16 protein-coding genes are annotated in these 24,466 nt (G+C 67.1%); 11 read left to right on the top strand and 5 right to left on the bottom strand.

What is annotated here, in order from left to right; genetic code table 11:
* Nucleotides 1–90 precede the first annotated feature (90 nt).
* Entirely contained in the window at nucleotides 91–240 is a 150-nt protein-coding gene (locus tag ACFVMC_RS29140; RefSeq protein ID WP_379215525.1) for a hypothetical protein, read from the bottom strand.
* On the opposite strand from ACFVMC_RS29140, the gene ACFVMC_RS29135 reads away from it, so the two are divergent.
* From ACFVMC_RS29135 to ACFVMC_RS29115, 5 genes are all read left to right on the top strand, one after another.
* On the top strand, nucleotides 239–655 hold the full coding sequence (locus ACFVMC_RS29135) for a hypothetical protein (protein ID WP_379215523.1): 417 nt from the start codon (nucleotides 239–241) through the stop codon (nucleotides 653–655). The genes ACFVMC_RS29140 and ACFVMC_RS29135 overlap by 2 nt on opposite strands.
* Before the next feature lie 120 nt (nucleotides 656–775).
* The gene (locus ACFVMC_RS29130; protein ID WP_379215522.1) at nucleotides 776–1,636 is read left to right on the top strand and encodes an MHYT domain-containing protein; all 861 of its coding nucleotides are present in this window, start codon (nucleotides 776–778) and stop codon (nucleotides 1,634–1,636) included.
* Between the two features lie 91 nt (nucleotides 1,637–1,727).
* Nucleotides 1,728–3,053, top strand: a complete 1,326-nt coding sequence (locus ACFVMC_RS29125; protein WP_379215520.1) for a cytochrome P450 — start codon at nucleotides 1,728–1,730, stop codon at nucleotides 3,051–3,053.
* Nucleotides 3,054–3,063: 10 nt separating this feature from the next.
* Nucleotides 3,064–6,204, top strand: coding sequence for an amino acid adenylation domain-containing protein (locus ACFVMC_RS29120; protein ID WP_379215518.1), 3,141 nt, complete (start codon nucleotides 3,064–3,066; stop codon nucleotides 6,202–6,204).
* Nucleotides 6,201–12,638 (top strand): amino acid adenylation domain-containing protein, encoded by a 6,438-nt coding sequence (locus ACFVMC_RS29115; protein ID WP_379215516.1) that lies wholly within the window; start codon nucleotides 6,201–6,203, stop codon nucleotides 12,636–12,638. The genes ACFVMC_RS29120 and ACFVMC_RS29115 overlap by 4 nt, the downstream gene beginning before the upstream one ends.
* Here the strand turns inward: ACFVMC_RS29115 and ACFVMC_RS29110 are convergent.
* On the bottom strand, nucleotides 12,588–13,178 hold the full coding sequence (locus ACFVMC_RS29110) for a suppressor of fused domain protein (protein WP_379215514.1): 591 nt from the start codon (nucleotides 13,176–13,178) through the stop codon (nucleotides 12,588–12,590). The genes ACFVMC_RS29115 and ACFVMC_RS29110 overlap by 51 nt on opposite strands.
* Nucleotides 13,179–13,222: 44 nt before the next feature.
* The gene (locus ACFVMC_RS29105; RefSeq protein ID WP_379215512.1) at nucleotides 13,223–14,428 is read right to left on the bottom strand and encodes an MFS transporter; all 1,206 of its coding nucleotides are present in this window, start codon (nucleotides 14,426–14,428) and stop codon (nucleotides 13,223–13,225) included.
* Between the two features lie 135 nt (nucleotides 14,429–14,563).
* Between ACFVMC_RS29105 and ACFVMC_RS29100 the strand changes: the two genes are divergently transcribed.
* From ACFVMC_RS29100 to ACFVMC_RS29085, 4 genes are all read left to right on the top strand, one after another.
* Nucleotides 14,564–15,580 (top strand): FecCD family ABC transporter permease, encoded by a 1,017-nt coding sequence (locus ACFVMC_RS29100; RefSeq protein WP_379215510.1) that lies wholly within the window; start codon nucleotides 14,564–14,566, stop codon nucleotides 15,578–15,580.
* A 115-nt stretch (nucleotides 15,581–15,695) separates the two neighbouring features.
* Nucleotides 15,696–16,787 (top strand): FecCD family ABC transporter permease, encoded by a 1,092-nt coding sequence (locus ACFVMC_RS29095; RefSeq protein WP_379215508.1) that lies wholly within the window; start codon nucleotides 15,696–15,698, stop codon nucleotides 16,785–16,787.
* Nucleotides 16,784–17,644 carry an ABC transporter ATP-binding protein gene (locus ACFVMC_RS29090; protein ID WP_379215507.1) on the top strand — a complete coding sequence of 287 codons (861 nt, stop codon included), beginning with the start codon at nucleotides 16,784–16,786 and terminating at the stop codon, nucleotides 17,642–17,644. Before ACFVMC_RS29095 ends, ACFVMC_RS29090 begins: the two co-directional genes overlap by 4 nt.
* 22 nt (nucleotides 17,645–17,666) lie before the next feature.
* Entirely contained in the window at nucleotides 17,667–18,659 is a 993-nt protein-coding gene (locus tag ACFVMC_RS29085; RefSeq protein WP_379215505.1) for an ABC transporter substrate-binding protein, read from the top strand.
* A 59-nt stretch (nucleotides 18,660–18,718) separates the two neighbouring features.
* Here ACFVMC_RS29085 and ACFVMC_RS29080 read toward each other — a convergent pair whose 3' ends face one another.
* Both ACFVMC_RS29080 and ACFVMC_RS29075 read right to left on the bottom strand, forming a co-directional pair.
* Nucleotides 18,719–20,176, bottom strand: coding sequence for an MFS transporter (locus ACFVMC_RS29080; RefSeq protein ID WP_379215503.1), 1,458 nt, complete (start codon nucleotides 20,174–20,176; stop codon nucleotides 18,719–18,721).
* 77 nt (nucleotides 20,177–20,253) lie between these two features.
* Nucleotides 20,254–22,596 (bottom strand): hypothetical protein, encoded by a 2,343-nt coding sequence (locus tag ACFVMC_RS29075; RefSeq protein ID WP_379215502.1) that lies wholly within the window; start codon nucleotides 22,594–22,596, stop codon nucleotides 20,254–20,256.
* 165 nt (nucleotides 22,597–22,761) lie between these two features.
* Between ACFVMC_RS29075 and ACFVMC_RS29070 the strand changes: the two genes are divergently transcribed.
* Nucleotides 22,762–23,583: a hypothetical protein gene (locus ACFVMC_RS29070; RefSeq protein ID WP_379215500.1), complete on the top strand. Its 822-nt coding sequence runs from the start codon at nucleotides 22,762–22,764 to the stop codon at nucleotides 23,581–23,583.
* 79 nt (nucleotides 23,584–23,662) lie between these two features.
* On the top strand, nucleotides 23,663–24,436 hold the full coding sequence (locus tag ACFVMC_RS29065) for a hypothetical protein (RefSeq protein ID WP_379215498.1): 774 nt from the start codon (nucleotides 23,663–23,665) through the stop codon (nucleotides 24,434–24,436).
* The last annotated feature ends 30 nt before the right edge of the window (nucleotides 24,437–24,466 follow it).

Raw genomic sequence — 24,466 nt, 5'->3', positions numbered from 1 at the left:
TCGAACCGCTACAACGTTGGCGGTCACAGTGATCGGATTCGCGGCGGTGGCCGCCGCCGTCATGGGGGCCACGTTGCTGGTCGTCGGGGGTCAGCCCGATGACTCCAGCGACACACGGGCAGCCGCCTCGACGGCGCCGATCCCGGTGCGGACCGGAATTCCCGAACCAGCGCCCGCGGTGGTGCCGTCCTCAGCGCCCCCCTCCGCGCCGTCCTCGCCCTCGACGACCGTGCCGGACATGAAGAGCGCCACGCAGTTTCGCGTGGCCGTCGGGGAATGCGTCAGCATTCCCGGCCCGAATCCCATCGAGAAATCCTCGTGCGGCGGTCCGACCTCGCAGTACCGGGTCACCGACAAGGTGTCCGCGAGCGCGCAATGCCCGGGCGACTCCGACCGCACGTACCACGAGACCTCGCTGAGCAGCGACCCCGACGCACTGTGCCTGGACATCGACTGGACGACCGGCGGATGCATGGACATCGCCGGTGGACCCCGGCACATCGACTGCGCCACCATCGCCGCCGCGGCCGACGGCGTGCGGGTGCTGGCGATCAAATCGGGCACGGTCGACGCGAATACCTGCGCGGCCGTCGGGAGCAAACGCGGATTCGTCTATCCCCAGCGCAGATTCGTGGTTTGCCTCGCGGAGCTGTGATGGCACGCGGTGCACTCTACTTTATTTAGAAGGATTTAACACCTCTAAATTGCCTACCTGCGAGTACGGTCGTAGCGTCCCTTGCTCGAAGTTAGCTGAATTCGAGCAGGAGGAGTCGAGGTGCTCGTTATCGACCACTTCAGTCAAGGCTGGTTGACGCCGGTCGCTGGATACATCATGTCGTGCATCGGCTCGTTGCTCGGCCTGCGGTGTGCCGCGCGGGCCGAGGGCACCCGCATCGGCTGGCTGCTCGCCGCGGCCGGCGCCATCGGCGGGACCGGGATCTGGGTAATGCACTTCATCGCCATGCTCGGTTTCGCGGTCGACGGTGCGTCGATCCGGTACGACGTCCCCCTCACCCTGCTGAGTGCCGCGCTCGCGGTGATGGTGGTGTTCATCGGCCTCTATGTCGTCAATCGGATGCATCCGCCGGTGATCGCGCTGCCACTCGGCGGCACGATCACCGGGCTGGGCGTCGCGGGCATGCACTACGCGGGCATGTACGCAATGAAGTCGGACGCCGTGTTCGTCTACGACCTGGCAACAGTCTCGGTGTCGATCGTGATCGCGGTCGTCGCGGCGACGGCAGCGCTCTGGTTCGCCCGCTATGTGCGCAGCGGGTTCGCGACGGCGTGCGCCGCGCTGGTCATGGGCGCCGCCGTCTGCGGCATGCACTACACCGGCATGTACGCCATCCACGCGGAGCACTCGGGTCACGCGCACATTCCGGCGGGTGCCAGTGCGATGGAGTTGCTCACCCCGCTGATCGTCGGCGTCAGCCTGGTGACGGGGCTGGTCCTGCTCCAAGTCGGCATGACCGAACTCGGTGAATCCACCACGGTTCCGATCGCCGCCTCCCGGACGAATCGATACTGGCCCACCGCCGCCCGCGACATCGACAGCGCGCCGAAAAACCTTGCAGGTCAAAGAAATGTAAGATCTGCGCCGGAGCACCACAGTACCCACCCGCGCGAACAATAATCTCCGGCGACAGGTTGTCGTACGGCCGCGGGCAGGCGCGGCAGCGACGACTCACGTCTCCGTTCGCGCTCAGAGAGATTCGACTATGACTGTGACCTGCCCTCCTCCCACCGCCACCCTGCGCCCCGGACAACTGCGGGATCCGTTCCGGCTGCTGATGGACGTCACCGCTCGACATGACGGACTGGTCCGGCTCGGCCGCGGGCCACTCGGGGTCTATATCGTCAGCCATCCGGATTACATTCGGCGGATCCTGGTGACCCACAGCGGGAACTACATCAAGGGCCCCTTGATGAAGCCGTTTCGGACCGCACTGGGCAACGGCCTGGTCACCAGCGAAGGCGAGCTGTGGAAACGGCAGCGGCGACTCATGCAGCCGGCCTTCCATGTCCGCCAGCTCCAGCTGATGGAGTCGGTGATCGTGGCGGCGGTCGACCGCGCCGTCGACCGCTGGGCCGCGGCCGCCGAGACCGGCCGGCCCGTCGATTTCCTGGACGACTGCATCGAACTCAACGTCGAGATCGTGCTCGGCGCATTGTTCAGCACCTCGATCGATCCGGCCCGGGCCCAGCGACTACGCGAACTCACCTCCGAGGTCTTCGCGGGACTGGCCTCCAAGGTCTGGACCTTCTTCCTGCCGAGCTGGTTTCCGCTACCGGGGGTCATCCGCTACCGCCGGGCGGTCGCGGCGCTGGACGCCGAAGTGCACGCGCTCATCGCCGAACGGCGCGCGGCGGAATCCACACCCGAGGACCTGCTCGGCCTGCTGCTGGACACCGTGGACGCCGAGACCGGCGCACACATGAGCGATCAGCAGTTGCGCGACGAGATCTTCACTCTCTTCATGTCCGGATACGAGACCACCGCCACCGGATTGACGTGGGCCGCATACGAACTCGCGCGACATCCGGAGATCGCCGCGAAACTGGCGGCCGAACTGGACGGCGCGACGGCGAGGCCGCGGCCGACCTTCGCCGAACTGCGGTCGCTGGAATACGGCAAGCGAGTCATCGACGAGGTACTCCGGCTGCATCCACCGTTCCCGATCTGGTTCCGCAGCACCGTGGCCGCCGACGACCTGGGCCCCTACCACCTGCCGGCGAATGCCAAAATCGTCCTCAATCCGCATATGACACACCGCGATCCGGCCTACTGGTCGGATCCGGAGACCTTCGACCCGGATCGATTCACGGTGGGACGATTCGGCACCGAGCAACGCCACGCCTACTACCCCTTCGGGAAGGGCAGCCGGATGTGCATCGGGGAGCGTATGTCACAGACCATCACCCAGGTCGCGCTCAGTGCCTTCACCGGCACATTCGAATTCTCCGTCGCGCCCGGCTTCGAGGTCGTACCCCAATACGTCGTGACCTGCCAACCCAAAGGCGGCCTTCCGTTGATCCTCCGTCGACGCTGAAAGGGCAGGAATGTCATCGAGTCAGGGAACCTATCCACTGACCCGCGAGCAACTCGACATCTGGATCGCACACCAACTCTCCGACACCGAATCCTGGCTGGTCAGCCAATTCCTCGTGCTCGACGGCGAGATCGACGCAGACCTCGTCGAGGCCGCCGTGCGCCAGGTGACCGAGGAGGCCGAGCCGATCCGGGTGGCGCTCACCGAGTCGAACGGCCAGGTGAAGCAGACGCCGTCGGCGTACCCGGACTGGCGGCTGCGCCGATACGACCTGCGGTCGACCGCGAAGCCGGAGATCGAGGCGCACCGGATCGCGGACGCCGAACTGCGCGAACCGCTGCCACCGGAGGGACCACTGTTCCGGTTCGCGCTGCTGCGGGTCGCCGAGCAGCGATCCCTGCTGTTCATGGGCGGACACCACGCGGTACTCGACGGAACTACACTGTCGCTGCTCGGAAACCGGATCGCCGACATCTACTCGGCCTCGATAGCGGGTGTCGCACCGCGACCGCACGGCTTCGGGACGCTGAATGATCTGATCTCGATCGAGTCGGATTACGAACAGTCCGCCGACTACCGTGCGGACGAACACTATTGGTCTGCCTGCAATGCTTTCGAGGACACCGTCGATCCCCGGGCGGCGGACGCACGACCGGCCTTCTCGACACCGGAACCACTCGGCCCCGAGGTCGAAACCGCCCTCAGCGAGCTGTCGGCGACCAGGGGCATTCGCCGGGCAGCGATCCTCGTCGCCGCATGCGCCGTACTGGCGGCCCGCAGCTCTGGCAATACCGAAGTACGGCTGCACTTTCCGGTCTCCAAGCGGAACTATCCGGCTGCCGCGCGGATCCCCGGAATGCTCGCCGGTGTCGTTCCGGTGGCGCTGACCGTCCGGCCATCACAATCCTTCGCCGACCTCTGCGAGCATGCCGATCTGAGACTCCGAGAGGCCATCGAGCACGGCCGGTATCCGGTGCGCCGGAACGGCGGCCCGGGCGGCACCCGGTCGCGCATCGAAGTAAACCTGTTTCCCCCTTTCCCGACTCGGGACTTCGGCACTGCCACGGCACACCGAGTGCTGCTCTCGGCGGGCCCGGTCCCGAGATTCGGTTTCTATTTCTTCCGAGACGACGCGCTGACGCTACGCACCATCGGCACCGGGCCGCTCTTGCCCGGCTTCCATGTCGCACGCACCCGGCGGACGCTGGCGGCGATCGTGGCGCGCTTCGACGTACCCATCGGCACGATCGATGTCCTGACCGTGCTCGAGCGCCGAGAACTCGACCTGTGGGGCAATCGCGGTGTCCGCGCCCGCGATTCGAACCCGGGGAGATCGATCCCTGAGCTGTTCGCCGAGCAAGCGGCCGCGCATCCGGACGCTGTCGCGGTGGTCTTCGAGGACCGATCACTGACCTATCGCCAACTCGAAACGCGGGCAATCCAATTCGCGTACGACCTGCTGAACTCGGGGGTCGCGCCAGGGAACCGGGTCGCGCTTCTGCTACCCCGCTCACTCGACACCGTGGTGGCCGTCCTGGCGGTCCTCCGGACCGGTGCGGCGTACGTGCCGATCGATATCGCCTACCCGGACGATCGCCTACAGTTCATCCTCGGTGACTCTGCGCCCGCCGCCGTGGTGACTACCTCGCAGCACTCGGATCGCCTGGGCACCAACGATGTACCGGTGCTGACGTTCGACGAGCCGCGGTTCTCGGCCCATCCGGCAGGCCAGCTACCGCAACCGATCCCGCAGAGCCCGGCCTACCTGATCTATACCTCCGGCACCACCGGTACGCCGAAAGGCGTGACGATCACCCACGCCGATGTGGTCGCGGTGCTGCGGGCCATCGATGGCCGAATCGCCTTCGCTGGGCAGGTCTGGGCACAGTTCCACTCGTACGCCTTCGATGTCTCCGTCCGCGAGATCTGGGGTGCGCTGTTGTTCGGCGGACGTCTGGTCGTCGTTCCCGAAGCGGTGGTTCGCTCCCCCAAGGATCTGCTCGAACTACTCAGCGCCGAACACGTCACGATGCTCAGCCAGACACCGTCCGCGTTCTACACGTTGCAAGACGTGGCGTTGCAGGACAGCTCACCCGACCTGGCGGACCTGCGTGCGGTCCTGTTCGCCGGGGAAGCACTCGAACCACCGCGTCTGCGCGACTGGTTCGCCGACCGGCGGCACACGCCACGGTTCCTCAATCTGTACGGCACCACCGAAACCACCATCGACGCGTCGTTCCACGAGCTCACCGCCCACGACGTGGCCGGCTCGACCTGCACTGCCGGTGTGCCGCTGAGCAATTCGGCCTTCTTCGTCCTCGATCGGAATCTGCGGCACGCGCCGGTGGGGGTCGACGGCGAGCTGTACATCGCCGGTCGCAGCATCGGCCTGGGCTACCACAACCGCCCGGGGCTGACCGCCGGCCGGTTCGTCGCCGACCCCTTCCACCCCCGTGGTCGCCTGTACCGCACCGGGGACATCGTGCGGTGGAACGCCGAGGGTCTGCTCGAATATCGCGGGCGCGGCGACGAACAGGTCAAGATTCGCGGCTACCGCATCGAACTCGGCGAGGTACGGGCGGCACTCGCGGTCGCCGCGGATACCGAACACACCGCCGTCCTCGTGCGCGAGGACCGCCCCGGCGACCGGCGTCTCGTCGGCTATGTCGCCGGCGCGGCCGACGAGCGCGCGGTTCGCGACCACATGCGCGAACTGGTGCCGGAGTTCATGGTGCCCGCCGCGATCGTCTCGATCGACGCACTGCCGCTCACCGCCAACGGAAAGCTCGACAAGCGCGCACTGCCCGCACCCGAATTCGGCTCGAGCACACCCTATCGGGCGCCGTCGACACCGGTGCAGACCGCGCTCGCGGCGATCTACGCCCGCGTCCTGGGTGTACCGCGAGCCGGAGTCGACGACTCCTTCTTCGAGCGCGGCGGCAATTCGCTGCTGGCCATGCGCGTCATCGCCGCTATCGGTGCCGAGCTCGGGGTCGATGTCGATATCCACGCCATCTTCCGGACACCCACCGTCGCCGGCCTCGCCGAAGTCATCGCGACACCAACCGAAGGGACAGGTCGTTTGCCCAAACCCGCGCTCAGACGGTATTCCCGAGCCGTGCCGGCCGAGACCTCAGGGGGCAGGCAGTGATTCCGCTGTCTTTCGCGCAGGGGCGGTTGTGGTTCATCCATCGGCTGGAGGGACCTTCGGCAACCTACAATCTGCCGGTCGCGGTGCGGGTGCGAGGCGAGGTGGACATCGCGGCCCTGGGCACCGCGCTGCGTGATGTCCTCGGGCGTCATGCCACGCTGCGCACCCGCTTCACCGAAGCAGACGGTGTGCCCGAGCAGGTGATCATGCCCGCCGGGGGTATCGAATTCGATTGGCGGGTAATCGATGCGAGGTCATGGTCGGCGGCCGAACTGGGGCTGGCGATCGCCGCCGAAGCGCGGCACCCATTCGACCTGGCCACCGAGATCCCGTTTCGCGCTGGGCTTTTCGCGCTCGCACCGGACGAACACATCCTCGTGATCACCATGCACCATATCGCCACCGACGGCTGGTCGCTGCGCCCGCTGTGGCGCGACCTGGGCACCGCCTATTCGGCTCGCCGGACCGGCGACCCACCGGCGTGGCACGAATTGCCGGTGGAGTATCTGGATTACGCGCTGTGGCAACGTGATTACCTCGGCGATCCGGCAGACCCCGGCAGCGTCCTCGCCGAACAGGCCGCGTTCTGGGAGACCGAACTGGTGGGAGTCACCGAACACCTGGAACTACCGGTCGATCGCCCGTATCCGCCCATCGCCGACCATCGCGGTGCCACCGTACCGATCGAGTTGAGCGCCGAGATCCACCGCGGCATCCAGGATCTGGCCCGGGCGGGCAACGCGACCACCTTCATGGTCGTCCAGGCAGCCCTGGCGGTCCTGCTGGCACGGTGGAGTGGCAGCGACGACGTCGCGGTCGGCATACCGACCGCCGGGCGCACCGACGCGGCACTCGAGGATCTGATCGGATTCTTCGTCAATACGCTGGTACTGCGGACCGACACCTCGGGCAATCCCAGCTTCCGCACCCTGCTCGACCAGGTACGCCAACGCGGACTCGACGCCTACGCGCACCAGGACATCCCCTTCGACGTGCTGGTCGACCGGCTCCGTCCCGCCCGATCGCTGACCCGTAATCCGATCGTCGGGGTGCTGCTCGCCTGGCAGAACGCCGCCGATGCCGATTACGCCTTCGACGGCTTGGCTGTCGAGGCCGTCCCGATCCACACCGGCACCGCGCGAGCCGATCTCACGATCGATCTGACGGAGCGGCGCACCGGCTCCGGACAACCGGCGGGAATCATCGGCACCATCGAATATCGCACCGACGTCTTCGACGCGGCGACGATCGAGCGCTTCGCCCGGCTGCTGTGCCGAGTGTCGCGGGCGGCGGTCACCGCACCGGACGCCTCGATCGCCACCATCGACCTGCTCACCCCCGACGAGCACGCCGCGCTCGCCGAACAGTCCAATATTGCTGCGCTGACCGCGAATTCATCGGCTGCGACCATCACCGAACGGTTCGCCGAACAGGTCGCGCGAACTCCGGACGCGGTCGCCGTCACCTTCGAGGAACAGACCTGGACCTATCGCCGCCTGGACCAGGAGGCGCGCGCCCTCGCCCACCGGCTGGTACGCGCGGGCGTCGGCACCGGCGACACCGTCGCACTACTGCTCCCCCGCTCTGCCGAAGCGATCATGGCGATCCTGGCGGTCCTCCGGGCCGGAGCAGCATATGTGCCGATCGACATCCAGCACCCCGACGAACGCATCGCCTTCGTCCTCGCCGACGCCCGCCCCGCGGCCGCGATCACCACACCCGCCCAGGCCGCACGAGTAGCCGGTCGCTGCCCGATCGTGCTGGCCATCGCCGAGGTCACGGCGGCGCACGAGAACGCGTCCGAGCCGGGGTCGCCGCTCGCGGCTGCGCTGCCCCGGGTCGCCGCGCACGATCTGGCCTATCTCATCTACACATCCGGCACAACCGGCACGCCGAAGGGCGTCGCCGTCACCCACGCGAATGTCACGCAACTGTTCGAATCCGTTCGGGCCAGCGGATTTTCGGCTGACGCCGGTCAGGTGTGGACGCAGTTCCACTCCTACGCGTTCGACTTCTCGGTGTGGGAGATCTGGGGCGCGCTGCTGCACGGCGGACGGCTGGTCGTGGTGCCGGAAGCGATCACACGATCCGCCCCCGAGTTCTACGACCTGCTCGTCCGGGAACAGGTGACGGTCCTGAATCAGACACCGTCGGCGTTTCTCGCCCTTCAGGCGGCCGAAGAGCTGCGCGACGCACCGCCGGGTCTGCACCTCGAGACGCTGATCTTCGGCGGTGAAGCGCTGGATCCGACTCGGCTGCTGCCGTGGTGGCGCCACCACTCGGATCGGCCGCGATTGATCAATATGTACGGCACGACCGAGACGACCGTGCACGCGTCCTTCCGCCCGATCGAGGCGGCCGACGCGAGCCGGGGCGGCAGCCCGATCGGCGAACCGCTGTCGAATCTCGCACTGTGCATTCTAGATTCGACGCTGCACCCGGCTCCGGCCGGTGTCGCCGGGGAGCTCTACATCGCGGGCGGGGGCGTGGCCCGGGAATATCACCGCCGACCTGATTTGACCGCGTCACGGTTCGTGGCGTGCCCGTTCGGGCCACCCGGAACGCGTATGTATCGCACCGGAGACCTGGTCCGCCGCACGACATCCGGCGCACTCGAGTATCTCGGACGTCGGGACAAACAGGTCAAGATCCGGGGCTTCCGCATAGAACTGGGAGAGATCGAAGCCACGCTGGCAGCTGTCGACGGCGTCGACCAGGCTGTCGTCCTGGTGCGCGCGGATCTGCCGGGCACGCGGCAGCTGGTCGGCTACGTGACCGGCACGGTGTCCGGTGCCGACGCCCGGGCGGCCATCGCGCTGCGACTGCCGCCGTACATGGTGCCCGTCGCGATCGTGGTCCTGGCCGCATTCCCGTTGACGGTCAACGGCAAGCTCGATGAAAAGGCTTTGCCCGCACCGGAATTCGACTCCGGCCAGACCTACCGGGCGCCGTCGACGCCGACCGAGAAGACACTCGCCGAGATCTTCGCCCGGGTACTGGGGGTGGAGCTCGTCGGGCTCGACGAGTCGTTCTTCGACCTCGGCGGCCACTCGCTGCTCGCGATGCGCGTCGTGGCCGCCGCCGAACGCGACCTCGGCACTCCGATCGCCGTCGAGTCCCTGTTCCAGCACCCGACCGTAGCCGGGTTGGCTGCGATCGTCGCCGACCCGGCCGGGCATGACATCCGACGCGGCCCGTTCGAGCGGTCTGCCCGGGAAGAACTCGGCAACGATGCCTTGCCGCTGTCGGCCGCACAGCGCAGACTGTGGTTCGTCCATCGGATGGAAGGGCCGTCGGCCACCTACAACGTGCCGATCGCGGTCCGCCTGCACGGTGAGCTGGATCTCCCCGCCCTCGGCCTGGCCTGCCGGGATGTCGTCGCACGGCACGAGAGTCTGCGAACCACGTTCACCGAGTCCGGCGGTGTGCCGAAACAGGTGATCGTCGCCGCGGAGGACGTGGACCTCGGCTGGAAGATCACCGATGCGGCGAACTGGCCGCAGGACCGGCTGGCGACGGCGATCGCCGAGCACGCGCGCCACGAGTTCGATCTGACTTCCGAAATCCCCTTTCGGGCACAGCTTTTCACGGTCGCGACAGACGAGTACCTGCTGCTGATCACCATGCACCACATCGCCACGGACGGGTGGTCACTGCGTCCCCTGTGGCGGGATCTGAGCCGCGCGTATTCGGCTCGGCGCGCTGGCCGCCCGCCGGAGTCGGACTGGTTGCCGATGCAGTACGCCGACTACGCCCTGTGGCAGCACCGCTACCTGGGCACGATCGACGATCCCGGCAGCGCGGTCGCCGAACAGCTGGCCTACTGGCAGGACATGCTGGCCGGATTGCCCGAGCGCCTGGAACTTCCGGCCGATCGCCCCTACCCGCCGGTCGCCGACCATCGCGGCGCGACGGTCCCGGTCACCCTGCCCGCCCGGCTGCACACCGACATTCGGCGGATCGCCAAGGCGCACAACGCCACCGCGTTCATGGTGGTCCACGCGGCGCTGACCGTATTGCTGGCCAAGTCCAGCGGCACCGACGATATCGTCGTCGGCGTCCCGACCGCGGGCCGGATCGACGCCGCGCTCGACGAGCTGGTCGGCTGCTTCGTGAACACGCTGGTACTGCGCACCGATCTGTCCGGCAATCCCGGCTTCGGAACCTTGCTGGACCAGGTTCGTGCCCGCGGCCTCGACGCGCTGGTGCGCCAGGACATTCCCTTCGAAGTCCTCGTCGATCGCCTTCAGCCGACCCGGTCACTCACTCATCACCCGCTCGTCCAGGTCCTGCTCACCTGGCAGAGTCAAGCCGTAGCCGAGATCGGCCTGGACGGGATCGAGGTCAGCCCGGTCCCGATCGATGCGGGTGCCGCACGCGCGGATCTGACCTTCAGTCTCGAAGAGACCTTCACCGCCGCCGGAGCTCCCGCGGGCATCGAGGGCATCGTCGAATACCGGACCGATGTCTTCGATGCGGCGACCGTCGACCGCTTCGTCCGCCGCCTCGCGCGCGTCCTCGCGAGCGCGACCGCCGACCCGGACACGCCGATCAGCACGATCGACCTGCTCGACGAACCCGAACGCCGCGCACTCGCGGTCCACGGCAACCGTACGGCCCTGGTTCGGCAGCGCAGGCGGGAGCAGTCGATCCCGGAGCGGTTCGCCGACCAGGTGGCCAGGACCCCGGACGCCACCGCCGTAGTGTGCGCGACCGACTCGCTGACCTATCGGCAGCTCGCGGCACGCGCCGACCGGCTGGCCGGCTACCTGCGCGGGCACGGCGTCGGCTCGGGTGATCGAGTCGCCCTGCTGCTGCCGCGTTCCCTGGACGCGATCGTGGCCATCCTCGCCGTCCTCCGGGCCGGTGCGGCCTATGTGCCGATCGATGTCGGCTATCCCGATCTCCGCGTCGCCTTCATCCTGCGCGACGCCGCACCCGCAGCCGTGCTGACCACCGAGCAGCTTCGGACCCGCGCGGCCGGGCACGTCGGCACGATTCTCACCGTGGACCGCCACGAGGTCGAGACCTGCTCGAATACCCCACTGCCGCAGCTCATCCCGGATGCTCCCGCCTACCTGATCTACACCTCCGGAACCACCGGTACGCCGAAGGGGGTGATCATCACCCATGCCGATGTGGCGCGGATGCTACGGGCGGTCGGCGAACGCATGGAACTCGAAGGACAGGTGTGGACGCAGTTCCATTCCTACGCGTTCGATTTCTCGGTGTGGGAGATCTGGGGTCCGCTGCTGCACGCGGGACGTCTGGTAGTCGTCCCCGAGTCGGTGGTCCGCTCGCCGGTGGACTTCGCACGACTGCTGCACACCGAGCAGGTCTCGGTGCTCAGCCAGACACCGTCGGCCTTCTACGCGCTGCAGGACGCCGCACCGCGACATGATTTCCCCGACAGCCTCACGACCGTCGTCTTCGGTGGCGAGAAGCTCGAGCCGCATCGCCTGCGGCAGTGGTTCGACGGCGAAGCCCGTTCGCCGCGCTTCGTCAATATGTACGGCACCACCGAATCGACGGTCCACGCGTCCTTCCACGAAGTCACCGCGCACGATATCCACTGTGGCGCCGGCATTGTCGGCGCACCGCTGGACAATCTCGCCTTCTTCGTCCTCGACGCCGGTCTGCGATACGCGCCGACCGGGGTGACCGGCGAACTGTATGTCGCCGGGCAGAGCCTGGCACTCGGCTACCACGACCGTCCCGGGCTCACCGCGACCCGTTTCGTCGCCAACCCGTTCGATCCGAGCGGTCGACGGCTCTACCGCACCGGTGACCTGGCGCGCTGGATGGCCGACGGCGGGCTCGAATATCTCGGCCGCCGCGACGACCAGGTCAAGATTCGCGGCTATCGGATCGAACTCGGCGAGGTCCGGGCCGCACTGGCCGCGGCCGCGCGTACGGACCGGACCGTCGTCGTCGCCCGCGAGGACCGCCCCGGCGACAAACGCCTGGTCGGCTATGTGGTCGGTCCCGCCGACGAGCGTTCGATCCGGGCGGGCATGGGCGAACGCCTGCCGGAGTTCATGGTTCCCGCGGCGGTCGTGTCTCTGGACGCCTTGCCACTGACGCCGAACGGCAAACTCGACACCGCGGCACTGCCCGCGCCGGATTTCGCCTCCGGCAAGGCATTTCGTGCGCCGAGCTCGGTCCTCGAGGCGACGCTGGCCGAACTCTTCACCCGCGTTCTCGGTGTCCCCCGGATCGGCCTCGACGACTCGTTCTTCGATCTCGGCGGGCACTCGCTGCTCGCCGTGCGCCTGGCGAGTTCGGTGCGCTCGGAACTCGACCTCGACCTCCCGATCAGAACGATCTTCGAAGCGCCGACAGTCGCCGAACTGGCGCGGCGATTCGATGACGAACAGTGCGGATCAGGCCTCGAGATCGGGCCGGGCCTCGAAGATGTCGACCTCGGCCAGTAGCTTGCCGAGAAAATCCGCTGGCGAGCTCGAACGAGCTCGCCAGCGCTCGGTATCGGTGATCGGGACCACGGTGACCAGGCGCACGGGCTCCGCATCGACGTGGACGAAATCCGGGGTGTCCTGGGTGAACGGCCTGGTGCAGAAGATCGTCCGGCATCCTGCGAATGTTGGGAAGTCCCGGTCGATTCCGATCATGTGACCCCAATTCACCTGCTGCCCGGTGCGCCACGGGTGCACCGCGATATCGGCCAGTTGCGCCGCGATCGCATATTCCGCGGCGGGGCTGAGCGGGCCCCGGCGCGCGAACCGGAGTTCCACCCGGCCGCCGCCATGCGGCCCCGGCGCGTCGGGCATCGCCGCCGCGGCCATGCCGACCGTGACAAACGATGTCATCGGGTCGGTCCCGGTCGGCCGATATACCGCGACGTCGAGCCAGCCGATCGGTGCGGGGCCGTTCTCGAAGACATAACCGGAATCCTCGGTGCCCCAGTTCTCGCGCAGCTGATGGAACACGCCGCGCAGGATCGGCGATGAGCTCATTGAGAGTCCTTTGGTCGAAACGACAGTCGGGAAATGAACAGCGGTCAGGTGGACCGCATTCCGAGATACGCACACCCGGCAGCGGCCACCGCGAGCAACCCGCACAGCGGCCAGATCCCCGGGCCGATCGCCTGCCAGCCCGCGACGCCGAGCACGGGTCCCAGAGCCAAGCCGACGCCGTGAATCGCCTGGTGCGCACCGACATAGCGGGCCTGAACCGCCGGCGGGAACCGAGCTGGATGCGCGAACATGGTGGGCCCCTGGATCATCATGCCGATCACCAGTACGACAGTGGCCGCGACGATCGCCGCGAATCCATATCCCGCCAGGAGGAATCCGGTGAATCCGAGACCGAGGACGGCGGTGCCGACCGCCCCGGCGACCGACGCCGGCCACCGCCGGACATAGCTGGTGATCTTCAATTCGGTGAGAACCAGCAGGCCCGACCCGATCGTCAGCAGCGCGCTGTAGAACGCGGGCGAATACCCCGCCGCGGCCACCGAGAGCGGCAGGGCGACCAGATACTGCACCCAGACCAGGGCCGCGACCAAGGTAGCCAGGAGAAACAGGCGGAAGCCGCGATCGCGCAGAATCGCCCGGTAGGCCGACTCGGGCTGCGCCACACCGGCTTCGGAGCGTCGCGCGGCTCCGACATGCGGCAGCCGCAGCCAGGCCAGCAGGCCGCACAGCGCGGCGGTCACCGCGTCGATCCAGAACAGTAGATTCCAGTCGAACAGAATGACCGCCCCGGCCAGCAGAGGGCCCAGTGCCGCACCGGCATTCAAGGCGATCCGCATCATCGAGAACCCCATCACCCGGTGCGTTTCCGGCATGAGTTCGTTCACCATGATCGCGGCTGCCGGGCGGTAGCACTGGGCCGCCAGCCCCGCGCCGCCCACCACCACGGCCAGCGGCACGGACAGCCCCGAAGCACTCACCAGGGGTATGAGGCCCAGCGCGAGGGCCGATCCGGTCATAGCCGTCACAATCGTGGCGCGCGCGCCGATTCGATACGCGAGTTCACCGCCGACCAGGGTGCCGGCGATCGCACCGACGCTGTAGACAGTCAAGGCGAATCCGGCCTGACCGACCGGAAATCCCCGGTGCGTCAAATACAGCACCAGAAACGGCTGCACGAACGCACCGAGCTGATTGACCATCACCCCGACGAGCAGATTCCGGACCGCCGGCGGCGTTTCCCGGATCGTTGCGCGCACACCGGGCTGCGCACGCGTCTCCACGATTGCCATCGGCTCAACTACCCTGCCGAAAACCCGTGCCCCAAAACATTTTACGATGCTATTCAGGTGCCGGAACGGCGCTCTCGCCAGCGCTGGGGATAGCGATGAGCAGGTAGCCGCGCGGGCCCATAGGGTCGAAAAACCATGCTGGATCACAGAGTCCTTCATTCGCGCACCGGCACGGCGCGACGTGCGCTACTCCTCACCTGCGGTCTGGCCGCGCTCGGATTCGTCGCGCTGCTGAGCCTCGGGCTCGGGTCCCGCTCGGTGCCGCCGGGGACTGTCCTACAGGCGCTGCTCGGCACCGTGCACGACCGGGACGCCCTGGTCATCACCGAGATGCGATTGCCGCGCACTGTCGTCGGGCTTGTGGTCGGTGCGGCGCTCGGCCTGGCCGGAGCGCTCCTGCAAGGGGTCACCCGCAACCCGCTCACCTCACCGACCACCCTCGGCATCAATGCCGGCGCCGGGTTCGCGGTGGTCACCGCCATCTACACCCTGCACCTCACCCAGCCGATCCACTACGTGTGGTTCGCCTTCGCCGGTGCGACCGCGGCGGCACTGTTCGCGCAGGCGCTCGCCCGTGGCGCCGGTGATCTCGACCCGGTCCGGCTGGCGCTCGGCGGCACCGTGCTGCAATTGGTCCTGGTGTCGTGGACCTCGGCACTCATGCTGTTCAGCGAACGCACACTGGACGAGGCCCGATTCTGGCTGGCCGGTTCCCTCGCCGGCCGCGACCTCGCCGTGCTGACACCTGTGCTGCCGATGCTGGGCATCGGCGCGTCGGCCGGACTGCTGATCATGCCCGCGCTCAACACCCTGGCGCTCGGCGACGACGCAGCGCACGCGCTCGGCGTGCCGGTCGCGCGGATCCGGGTGACCGCTCTGGTCGCGGTCGTCCTGCTCGCCGGTTCGGCGGTAGCCGTCGCCGGCCCGATCTCGTTCATCGGACTCGCCGCGCCCCATCTCGTCCGCCTGACCGTGGGCACCGACCACCGCTGGGTACTCCCCGGCTGTCTGATCGCGGGCCCGCTGCTCCTGCTCGCCGCGGATCTCGCCGGCCGCCTGCTCGCCCGCCCCGGGGAAATCGAGGTGGGCATCATCACGGCGTTCGTCGGTGCTCCACTGCTGGCAGTGCTGGCTCGAAGGGCAACCCGATGAAGCCAGGTCCTCGTTCGGCCACCGTGACCGGCCACCGTCGAACCGCGCTACACCTGATCGCCTGTGCTGCCGTGACCGGCCGGGCAGTGCCAGATTCGGTCCGGAGGGGCACACGATGACCGGGGTGACGCCGAAGCCGAGCGAGCGCGACGAACAATCCGGTACGGAGCATGATCCGCGCGGATCTGCTCGGATCGGCTCGACTGTGTGGGCGCGTCGACATCGCACTGCGCTGCTGGTGCTCGCCTGCTCGATGCTGCTTCCGGGATTGTCGGTTCTCGCCCTGACTGTCGGGGAGATACCCATGTCCGTCCGGACGGCGATGCGCGCGCTGGCCGGTGCCGGGGATCCGGGCTATGTGTATGTGGTGCAGGAGTTCCGGGCTCCCCGAGTCGCTGCCGCGTTGATCGCGGGTGCCGGGTTGGCGGTGTCGGGGGCGGTCCTGCAACGGCTGTTCCGCAATCCGCTGGCCTCGCCGGATGTCATGGGCGTCACCGGTGGCGCCTCCTTCGGGGCGGTATCGGTGCTGGCACTGGGGGCGAGTCAATCGTTGATTCCGGTGGGCGCGCTCGGCGGGGGTGCGCTCGCCGCCCTGCTGCTTGCCGTAATCGGCTGGGGCACCGGACGTTCGGTGATACGACTGGTGCTGGTCGGCTTGGCCGTTCAAGCCGGGCTGTCGGCCGCGGTGAATCTGCTCGTGGTCAGGTTCCCGAGAGAACTGGCCGGCGCCGCGTTGCAGTGGACCGCGGGCTCACTGTACGGGCGGACCTGGACAGAGGTCGCCGGCGCCGCGGCTGCCGGAATACTCATGCTCAGCGCACTTTTCGCACAGTACAGAACGCTCGCCGTACTCGATCTGGGCGATGAGATGGCAAGCACCCTCGGCATCCGGGTCGGCCGCGCGAGGTTCTGCCTGCTCGGCACCGCGATCACCCTCGCGGCGCTGGCCGCGGCCATCGCCGGCCCGGTGTCGTTCGTGGCGCTGGCGATCCCCCACATTGTCCGGCTGATCGCCGGCCCGCCGACGGCGACCGGTCTCGCCGCAACCGGATTGACCGGTGCCGCACTGCTTCTAGGCTGCGATCTGGTCGTGCAGCACGCGCTGCCGGTATCCGGGCTACCCGTCGGCGTCATCACCGCGACCGTTGGCGCCCCGTGGCTGCTGGTCCTGATGTTGCGCGAGAACACACTACGGAGGTCGGCATGACAGCGACAGCGCCGGATGGTCCTGTCGGCAACGAATTATGCACGCGGGCAGTCGATCTGCACTACGGCGGTCGCCCGGTCATCAGCGGCCTGGACCTGGCGCTGCCCGGTGGCGTGATCACCGCCATCGTCGGGCCGAACGCCTGCGGCAAATCGACCCTGCTGCGCGGCCTGGCTCGGCTGCTGCGACCGACCACCGGCACCATCACCCTGGACGGCGCCGACATTCACCGAATGCCCGCGCGCGCCTTGGCCTTACGCATGGGCCTGCTGCCACAGCAGCCGATCACCCCCGATTCGATCACGGTGGAAGCTCTGGTGCGGCTGGGCCGCCACCCCCATCAACGGCTCCTGCGACCGTGGTCGAGCCGGGATCAGGCGGCGGTCGACGCGGCGCTACACCGCACCGGAATCACCGACCTGCGTGAACGATTCGTCGATCGGCTCTCGGGCGGCCAGCGCCAGCGGGCCTGGATCGCCCTGGCTCTCGCCCAGGACACCGATCTGCTGTTACTCGACGAGCCGACCACATTCCTCGATCTCCGGCACCAACTCGATGTGCTCGATCTGGTCTGGGATCTGCATGCCGAAGCCAATCGGACCATCATCATGGTGCTCCACGATCTCGGGCAGGCCGCCCGCTACGCCGACCACCTGGTGGTGCTGCACGAGGGCCGAGTCGCCGCCGCGGGCCGGCCGGGCGATGTGCTCGACGCCGACCTCGTGCACGCGGTATTCGGAGTCGACTGCGTCGTGGTCCCCGACCCCGAGACCGAAACCCCGCTGGTGGTGCCCCGGCATCGTCGCCGACCGGCCGCACCGGGCCAGACCACGGGTCCAGCCACTAAATCCAACTGACCAGCCCGAGGAAGGCCTCAGCATGTTCAGAAGCACACGCGTCGGGGCGCTGCTGATCGCCACAACCATCGGCTTGAGCGCCACGCTGTCCTGTGCCGGTCCCGGGGACAACGGCACGCCGGCTCCCGTGAGCACGGGCATGTTTCCGCGCACCCTCGACACCACCATGGGCCCGGTCACCATCCCCGCGCCGCCCCGGCGCGTGATGGTGCTCGACACAGCGGAATTGGATTCGGTCACTCTGCTCGGCATCACTCCGATCGGAGCCGTCGTCCCGCCGACCAAGACGCGGGGCGGATACCCGGGATACCTGCATGGCAAGGCCGATACGGCGATCGACGTCGGACCGCTGCTGGAACCGAACCTGGAGCGGATCGCCTCGCTGCGGCCGGATCTGATCCTCTCCTCCAAGCTCCGGCACGAGCGGATCTACGACAAGCTCAGCCGAATCGCCCCGACCGTGTTCACCGAAACCACAGGTGGGCCGTGGAAGGCGAATCTGGCTGTGCACGCGAGCGCGCTCGGCCTGGAACAGCAGGCTGCCGCAGCACTGGCCAGCTATGAAGCGCGCGCCCGCGCCCTCGGGGCGAGCATTCGAGAGCGCAACGGCGGCACGCCACCGGTGGTATCGGTCATTCGCTTCCTCGCCGGATCCACCCGGCTCTATCTGAGCAATTCCTATAGCGGCGTCGTCCTGGCCGATATCGGCCTGCGCCGCCCGGCCGCGCAGATCGCCTCGGATCCGGACGCGAAGAATCTCCTCGAGCTCAGCCCGGAGCGCATCGACCAGGCCGACGCCGACCTCGTTTTCGTCGCGACCATCGATGATGTGGACAAGACGAAAAAGCAGGAATTCACCACCGGCCCGCTGTGGCGCGATCTGCCGGCGGTCAAGCGCGGCATGGTATTCGAGGTGGACGACGAGGTGTGGATGTCGGGGATCGGCGTCCAGGCCGCCGAGTCGATCCTGTCCGATGTCGCCGCGGCGACCGGAGCGCAGTTACCCACGCGATGACGGGCTCCTCTTCCGGCGGGCGCCGGAAGAGGAGCCGGTTCATCCGAGTACCTCCTTTCCTACTGCGGACGCGCAGGGGCCTCGATATCGGATACGGCGTCCGCCGACGAATCCGCCTTGGACAGCGGGTCGGCGATATCCTCGAGTGACTTCCCCTCGGCGTTCACCCCGAAGAACCAGGCGACCACCCCGCCGAAGATCATGAATCCGGCGCCGATCAGATAGCCGACCGTCAGTGGGAAGCGATCCGGGTTGGCGTTCTCGGCACCACCGATCAAGCGACCGAACAGGAATGGTGCGAGGACCCCACCCACGCCCTGCGAGATGGCGAAGAAGAACGAAATCGCCTGGCCGCGCAGTTCGATCGGAAAGATCTCACTGACCGTGAGGTATGCCGAGGAGGCACCGGCCGAGGCGAAGAAGAAGATGACGCACCAGAACAACGTCTGGGTGGTCGCGCCGAGAATGCCCTCGGAGAACGCCCACGCCGACAGCGCCAGCAGCACACCGGATCCCACATACGTGGTACTGATCATCTTTCGGCGGCCGATCGTATCGAACAGCGGACCCAGGATCAGCGGGCCGAGCAGGTTGCCGATGGCGAACGGGAAGAAGTAGTACCCGGTGTGATTGGCGGGAATGTCGTAGAAGTGAATGAGCACCAGGCCGACCGTGAAGAAGATCGCGTTGTAGAGGAACGCCTGGGTAGCCATCATCGTGAAGCCGAGAAACGAACGAGAAGGGTAGCGGCCGAAGAACACTCGTGCCATCTGCGTATAACTCAGGCGTTGCGCGTCGACGACGTCGAGCGCTTTGCTGTCGTCGACCGGGGCGAGCACGACACCGTCCTTGCGCAACCCGGCCTCGATCTCGTCGACGGTCCGTTCCGCCTGCTCCGCCTGTCCGTGGGTGAGTTGCCAGCGCGGGCTTTCAGGAATGTGCCGGCGCAGGAAGATGATGATGAGCCCGAGCACCGGCCCGAGGAAGAACCCGATCCGCCAGCCCCAGTGCGTCGGAATCAGATCCTCGTTGAACAGGACCAGGCTGGCTGCCGCGCCGAGTGCCGCACCGCCCCAGTAGGTTCCGTTGATCGCGATATCCACCCGGCCGCGGTAGCGCGACGGCATGAGCTCGTCGATCGCCGAGTTGATGGCCGCGTACTCACCGCCGATCCCAGCGCCTGCGATGAAGCGGAAGAAGAACAGCGACCACATATTCCAGGAGAATCCCGCCAGCCCGCTGCCGAACAGGTAGATCGCCAGTGTCAGGATGAACAGCTTCTTCCGGCCGAGCTTGTCGGTCAGCCGGCCGAAGAACAACGCGCCGAACACCTGACCGGCCAGATACCACGACGCCATCGCGCCGACCTGCCCACTGGTCAGATTCAACGTGTCGGCGCTTTGCAGCGGGCCGGCCATACTGCTGACGATCTGGATCTCGATACCATCCAGGATCCAGGACACACCCAGGCCCACGACGATGAGCCAGTGGAATCTGGTCCACGGTAGGCGGTCCATTCGAGCAGGGACCAGACTTCGGATCACTCTGGGTTGACTATCGGACATACTGGTATCACCTCTATCAAATTGTCGAATCAATTGGTGTGCGGGCCGATATTCATGCCGGCAAGCAGCATGTCGACGTGTTGCGCCCGGTTCTTCATTTTCAGAACCTCGGCCAGATCTCTTTCGTCGTTGGTGCGCAGGTACTGCTGCGCGGCCGAGTTCAGATTCCGAGCCATAGTGGCCCCGGCGTGCAGCCGATGATCTTCATTGGCTTTCTCCCACAGGTCTGACGGAAGATGCGCCTTGAACTCATCGAATGGCTTGTCCCAGTACGGCTTCAATTGGTCGAGAATCGGGTTCTTGTCTACGGGATTGAATGGACGCGGCGCCAGGAACTCGTACAGCGCCGAAGATTCCGCGAGCTCGCCGATATATGCGGACCGCATTCCCGGTGCCATTCTCGGGCTGGATGCTTCACGCGCGTTGTTCGCGAGCGAGGCCGCGGCTGCCGCCCGTGCCAGCGGCCCGTACACCGCCTTGTGGTCCTCGGCGGCCTTGGTAACCCGCATACTGGCCATCATCGATTCCGCCGTCATCGACCGGGAGAATCCGGCGACCAGCAGCGCACCCGCTGCGTCACCGAGGTCACCGCCCAGTCCCAGCACACTGGTGATCGCGGCGGCAGCACCCCGGTGGTTGTGCCCGTATTCGGTCGCCGCGGCCCTGGCGGCATCGTCATGCGCGTTCTTCCCCAGGGTCAGCCGGCCCATCCAGCTGGCATGGGTTCGCTCCGGCACCTCTCCGAGCAGCAGCATGTAGTTGAGGTAGTTCATCTCCTGCATTTCCTTCGCGAAATGCATGAACGGATTAGGCCGACGGAACAGCCAGGAGGTCACCGGGTTGGCGCTGAGCATCCCGAATGTGGCGAGGCCGCCGAACACCGCCGAAGCCACTCCGCCGGGCGTCAGGGAATGACGCAGACCGGCCTCGGCCATTCCCATTCCCGAGGATCCGCCTGCGGCTCCGGCACCGGCCGACCGGCCGGTGGCAAGCGTCGAAACGATCTGCCCGATCACTTGGTTCTGGTGTCCGAGAATCGTGTTGTCGAGACGGCGTAGCAATACGAAACTCGAGATCAACAGCATGCCGCCGACGAAGATCACCGCCATACCGCCCTGCGGCGCCGCACGAAAGACGCTGTCCAGCACCAGGACATAGCCGCCGAGAAAAATCGTGAACGAGACCATCGCGATGGCGTCACCGACCATATGCACCAGATTGCGGATCAGCAGGGTCTGGGTCGGCCCGTAGATGAACCCGCCCGCGGCGAATCCGAAGATCGCCAGAATCGCGTGGAATATCGAGGAAAGCGCCGCCAGGAATACCTTGATCGAAAGGAACGACAGGAACAGCGACAGCACCGTCCCGAAAAGCAACAGCACAATTCCGGTGCCGATCTGCCCCATGCTCGGGTCCTGGGTCTTGGCGTAGGCGTAGGCGTCACCGCACATCCGCATCCCTTGCGCGACCTGAGCCTCGTTGCCGGCGCGCACGCCCGCCGACCATGCAGCACGACATCGCGGCGAGCCGTCGACCACATGACCGAAGTTCCACACCTGCAGCGGATGCCGGACGAAATTGTCGGCCAGGGTGCCGTTCATCGTCTCGACGATCGCGCCGGCGTCCGGGGTCGAGTTCCCGTTCAGCCCCGCCGCCACCGCGATCCCGACATCGCGCCCTTGGACCAACAGCCCCTCCGACGACAGCACATCGGCCATCGGGTCCGCCAGATAGAACGCACCGAACAGGGCGACCGCCACCATCGACAGAATCTGCAGCACGGCCTTGGCGTGGTAGCCGCGAATGATGAACCAGGCCACGAAGAACGCGCCCAGCGCGGCGGCCGTGGTCATCAGGATCGGAGTGGCGACGTGATCGGTGGTTCGTTCCGCGACGAATCCGAACGGTTTGCCGAGCCAATCCAACCAGCCGAAACTCAGCACGAACGCGGCCGACCAGATCGCACTGATCACGATGACCAGGAACACCATGAATTCCAGACCGAGGACCAGCGACAACGCCGTGGACATCGGGTCGAGCGCACCGCCGCTGTCGGTGACGAAGAGGTAGTCCGACACCGGGATACCGGAGGAGTCCCGGACATCCATCCACGCGAGTCCATCGATCGCGGACATGCTGCCCGGCTGCGCGGCTGCGGCCGAACCGCTACCCGCCGCCCGGCCTCCGGTGACCCACCACAGCGCGACCAGAACCTGCGCCCCGACAACGATCCGGAGGGCGGCGCGGCGGCGCCGCAGTGCCCGTATCCAGTTGCGGCCCCGTTCGACCAGACGTCGTGGCGCGAACGATTCGGCGATCAGCAGGCCACGCAGCAGTAGGCCAGGTTCGAGCCTCGACAGGTGCTGTGACATTCGTACTCACCCCGCGGCCGACGACGTTCAGGTTCCATTCGAGTTACGCGCTTGTTGGCACGGTATTAAACGCGCCGTTAAATAACGGCACAATGTTACGTAGGGTTACGCCAACTTCTCACGAGCGGGGAGGATGGCGGGGACCGGGACTTCTAGAATCAGGCGATGGCGCAGCCAACCCCCTGGCAGGGAGCCAGCACCCCACCACAGCAACTCGGCGCGCGACGCCGTGCGGCACAGAGGGTGCGACAAGGCCGGGCCGGAGTCGCCAAAGCCGCGACGGCGCTGGCGCCCCATGCGACCGGCGCGCTGCGGGGACAGTGGGGCTATCTGCTGGCCGCGATCGGAAATATCGTCACCTTCACCGTGCTGTTCCAACCGTGGGTCAACGCCGAAACTCTCGATGGCCGAATCAAAGCCACACCGTTCGGAAAGTTCGAGATCTCGAGTTCCCTCGTCACCCTCTGGTCCGATTCCCCACTGCCGCAGGTACAGGTCAACGGGATGTGGGCAGTCAGCGCGACCATCACCATCGCCTGCACGGCATCGGCGGTGCTGGTCAACCTGTGGGCTCGCATCGAGCTGCTCCGACGGCTGACCGCGGCGGCCTCGGCCGCCACCGCGCTCTTCGTCGTCTTCGCCGTGGTCCACATGAACGGCAAAGCACCCCAGTTGCGCGACATGCTCGGCTACAGCCCCAAGGATCTGGGCGGCCAAATCGGCCTGATCATGCGCTGGGTCAACGGCAACGGCGACTATCCGATCCCCGGTCTGCGCAAGGTGAACTGGACGACGGCCGGCCTCACCGCCTGGGCATGGTTCGCGGCCGCGCTGGCTGTGATCTCCGCCGTGTCCGCCTGCTTCCAGTGGCTACGGGACCGGCCCGCGGATGCCGGGCCGATCCGGCTGCCATCATGGCGGCTGCCGATCGCCGTCACCCGCCGCGCCACGGCCCCGGAGCCACCCGACACCGCGCGAATCGACTGACAGCCGCTGATACTCGGCTCTTCCCGCGTGTGGCGAGTTCGAATCCAAGGCTCGCGGCGCCCGCCCCTACACTGGAACAATGGTGCAGCCTACGCCGTGGCACAAGACCAAACTTCTACAGGCACAAGGCATTACGGCAAGTTCGGGTCCGCCGGGCAAGCAACGAGCGCACGAGCGCGCTCTGGCCGTAGCGGCCGCGCTGCGACCACGGATGGGCGCGGCCCGCGGCAATTGGGGCTACCTGTGCGCCGCAGCGTGCAACTGCACGACCTTCTTCGCGTTGTTCCAACCGTGGATCAGCGCGTCCTCCACCGACGGCAAGGTCGAGGCCAACCCATTCGGGAAGATCGATATCTCCAATACCCTCGTCGCCCTGTGGGCCAGCAATCCGCCCCCGGCCGCGAAGGTGAACGGCACCTGGGCCGTGCTCGCCTGCGTCGCGATCGCCGTCACCGTCGTGGTCGCGGTGGTCAACCTGCGTGCCCCTACTCGCGCACTGTCGCGCGCCATGCTGATGGCATCGCTTGCCATCCCGACCTGTGTGGCGTTCTCATTGATCCACTTGAATCGCCAGGCGCCGGTCATCCGCAACATGGTCTCCAACGCCGGGCCCCGGGATCCCGGCAGCGTCGCCGGCATGCTGATCCGCTGGGCCACGGGCCAGAGCAATTACGCACTGCCCGGCGTCAAGCGATACACCTGGACGACCATCGGTCTCACCTCCTGGGCCTGGTTCGCCGGCACGATGGCGGTATTCGCGGCGGTCGCGGTCCTCGCCCAGTGGGCCCGAAACCGGTTGTCCGATCGCGCCCCCGAGCCCCCGCGGGTATCGCTGATCAAAACCGTGCCGTAGTCCGCCCGTGCCGCCGGCGGGCATTCAGTG

Source organism: Nocardia sp. NPDC127579 (genome assembly GCF_042672005.1).
Classification (GTDB): Bacteria; Actinomycetota; Actinomycetes; order Mycobacteriales; family Mycobacteriaceae; genus Nocardia.
The sequence above is the reverse complement of the archived record's forward strand: the minus strand, read 5'-3'. Positions and strand labels throughout refer to the sequence as shown.

Excerpts from the sequence above, each read along its gene's own strand:
- ACFVMC_RS29135 (WP_379215523.1), top strand. The coding sequence starts at position 239 with ATGAAGAGCGCCACGCAGTTTCGCGTGGCCGTCGGGGAATGCGTCAGC.
- ACFVMC_RS29140 (WP_379215525.1), bottom strand. The coding sequence starts at position 240 with ATGTCCGGCACGGTCGTCGAGGGCGAGGACGGCGCGGAGGGGGGCGCT.
- ACFVMC_RS29120 (WP_379215518.1), top strand. The coding sequence starts at position 3,064 with ATGTCATCGAGTCAGGGAACCTATCCACTGACCCGCGAGCAACTCGAC.
- ACFVMC_RS29110 (WP_379215514.1), bottom strand. The coding sequence starts at position 13,178 with ATGAGCTCATCGCCGATCCTGCGCGGCGTGTTCCATCAGCTGCGCGAG.
- ACFVMC_RS29105 (WP_379215512.1), bottom strand. The coding sequence starts at position 14,428 with ATGGCAATCGTGGAGACGCGTGCGCAGCCCGGTGTGCGCGCAACGATC.
- ACFVMC_RS29100 (WP_379215510.1), top strand. The coding sequence starts at position 14,564 with ATGCTGGATCACAGAGTCCTTCATTCGCGCACCGGCACGGCGCGACGT.
- ACFVMC_RS29095 (WP_379215508.1), top strand. The coding sequence starts at position 15,696 with ATGACCGGGGTGACGCCGAAGCCGAGCGAGCGCGACGAACAATCCGGT.
- ACFVMC_RS29090 (WP_379215507.1), top strand. The coding sequence starts at position 16,784 with ATGACAGCGACAGCGCCGGATGGTCCTGTCGGCAACGAATTATGCACG.
- ACFVMC_RS29085 (WP_379215505.1), top strand. The coding sequence starts at position 17,667 with ATGTTCAGAAGCACACGCGTCGGGGCGCTGCTGATCGCCACAACCATC.
- ACFVMC_RS29080 (WP_379215503.1), bottom strand. The coding sequence starts at position 20,176 with ATGGACCGCCTACCGTGGACCAGATTCCACTGGCTCATCGTCGTGGGC.
- ACFVMC_RS29075 (WP_379215502.1), bottom strand. The coding sequence starts at position 22,596 with ATGTCACAGCACCTGTCGAGGCTCGAACCTGGCCTACTGCTGCGTGGC.
- ACFVMC_RS29070 (WP_379215500.1), top strand. The coding sequence starts at position 22,762 with ATGGCGCAGCCAACCCCCTGGCAGGGAGCCAGCACCCCACCACAGCAA.
- ACFVMC_RS29065 (WP_379215498.1), top strand. The coding sequence starts at position 23,663 with ATGGTGCAGCCTACGCCGTGGCACAAGACCAAACTTCTACAGGCACAA.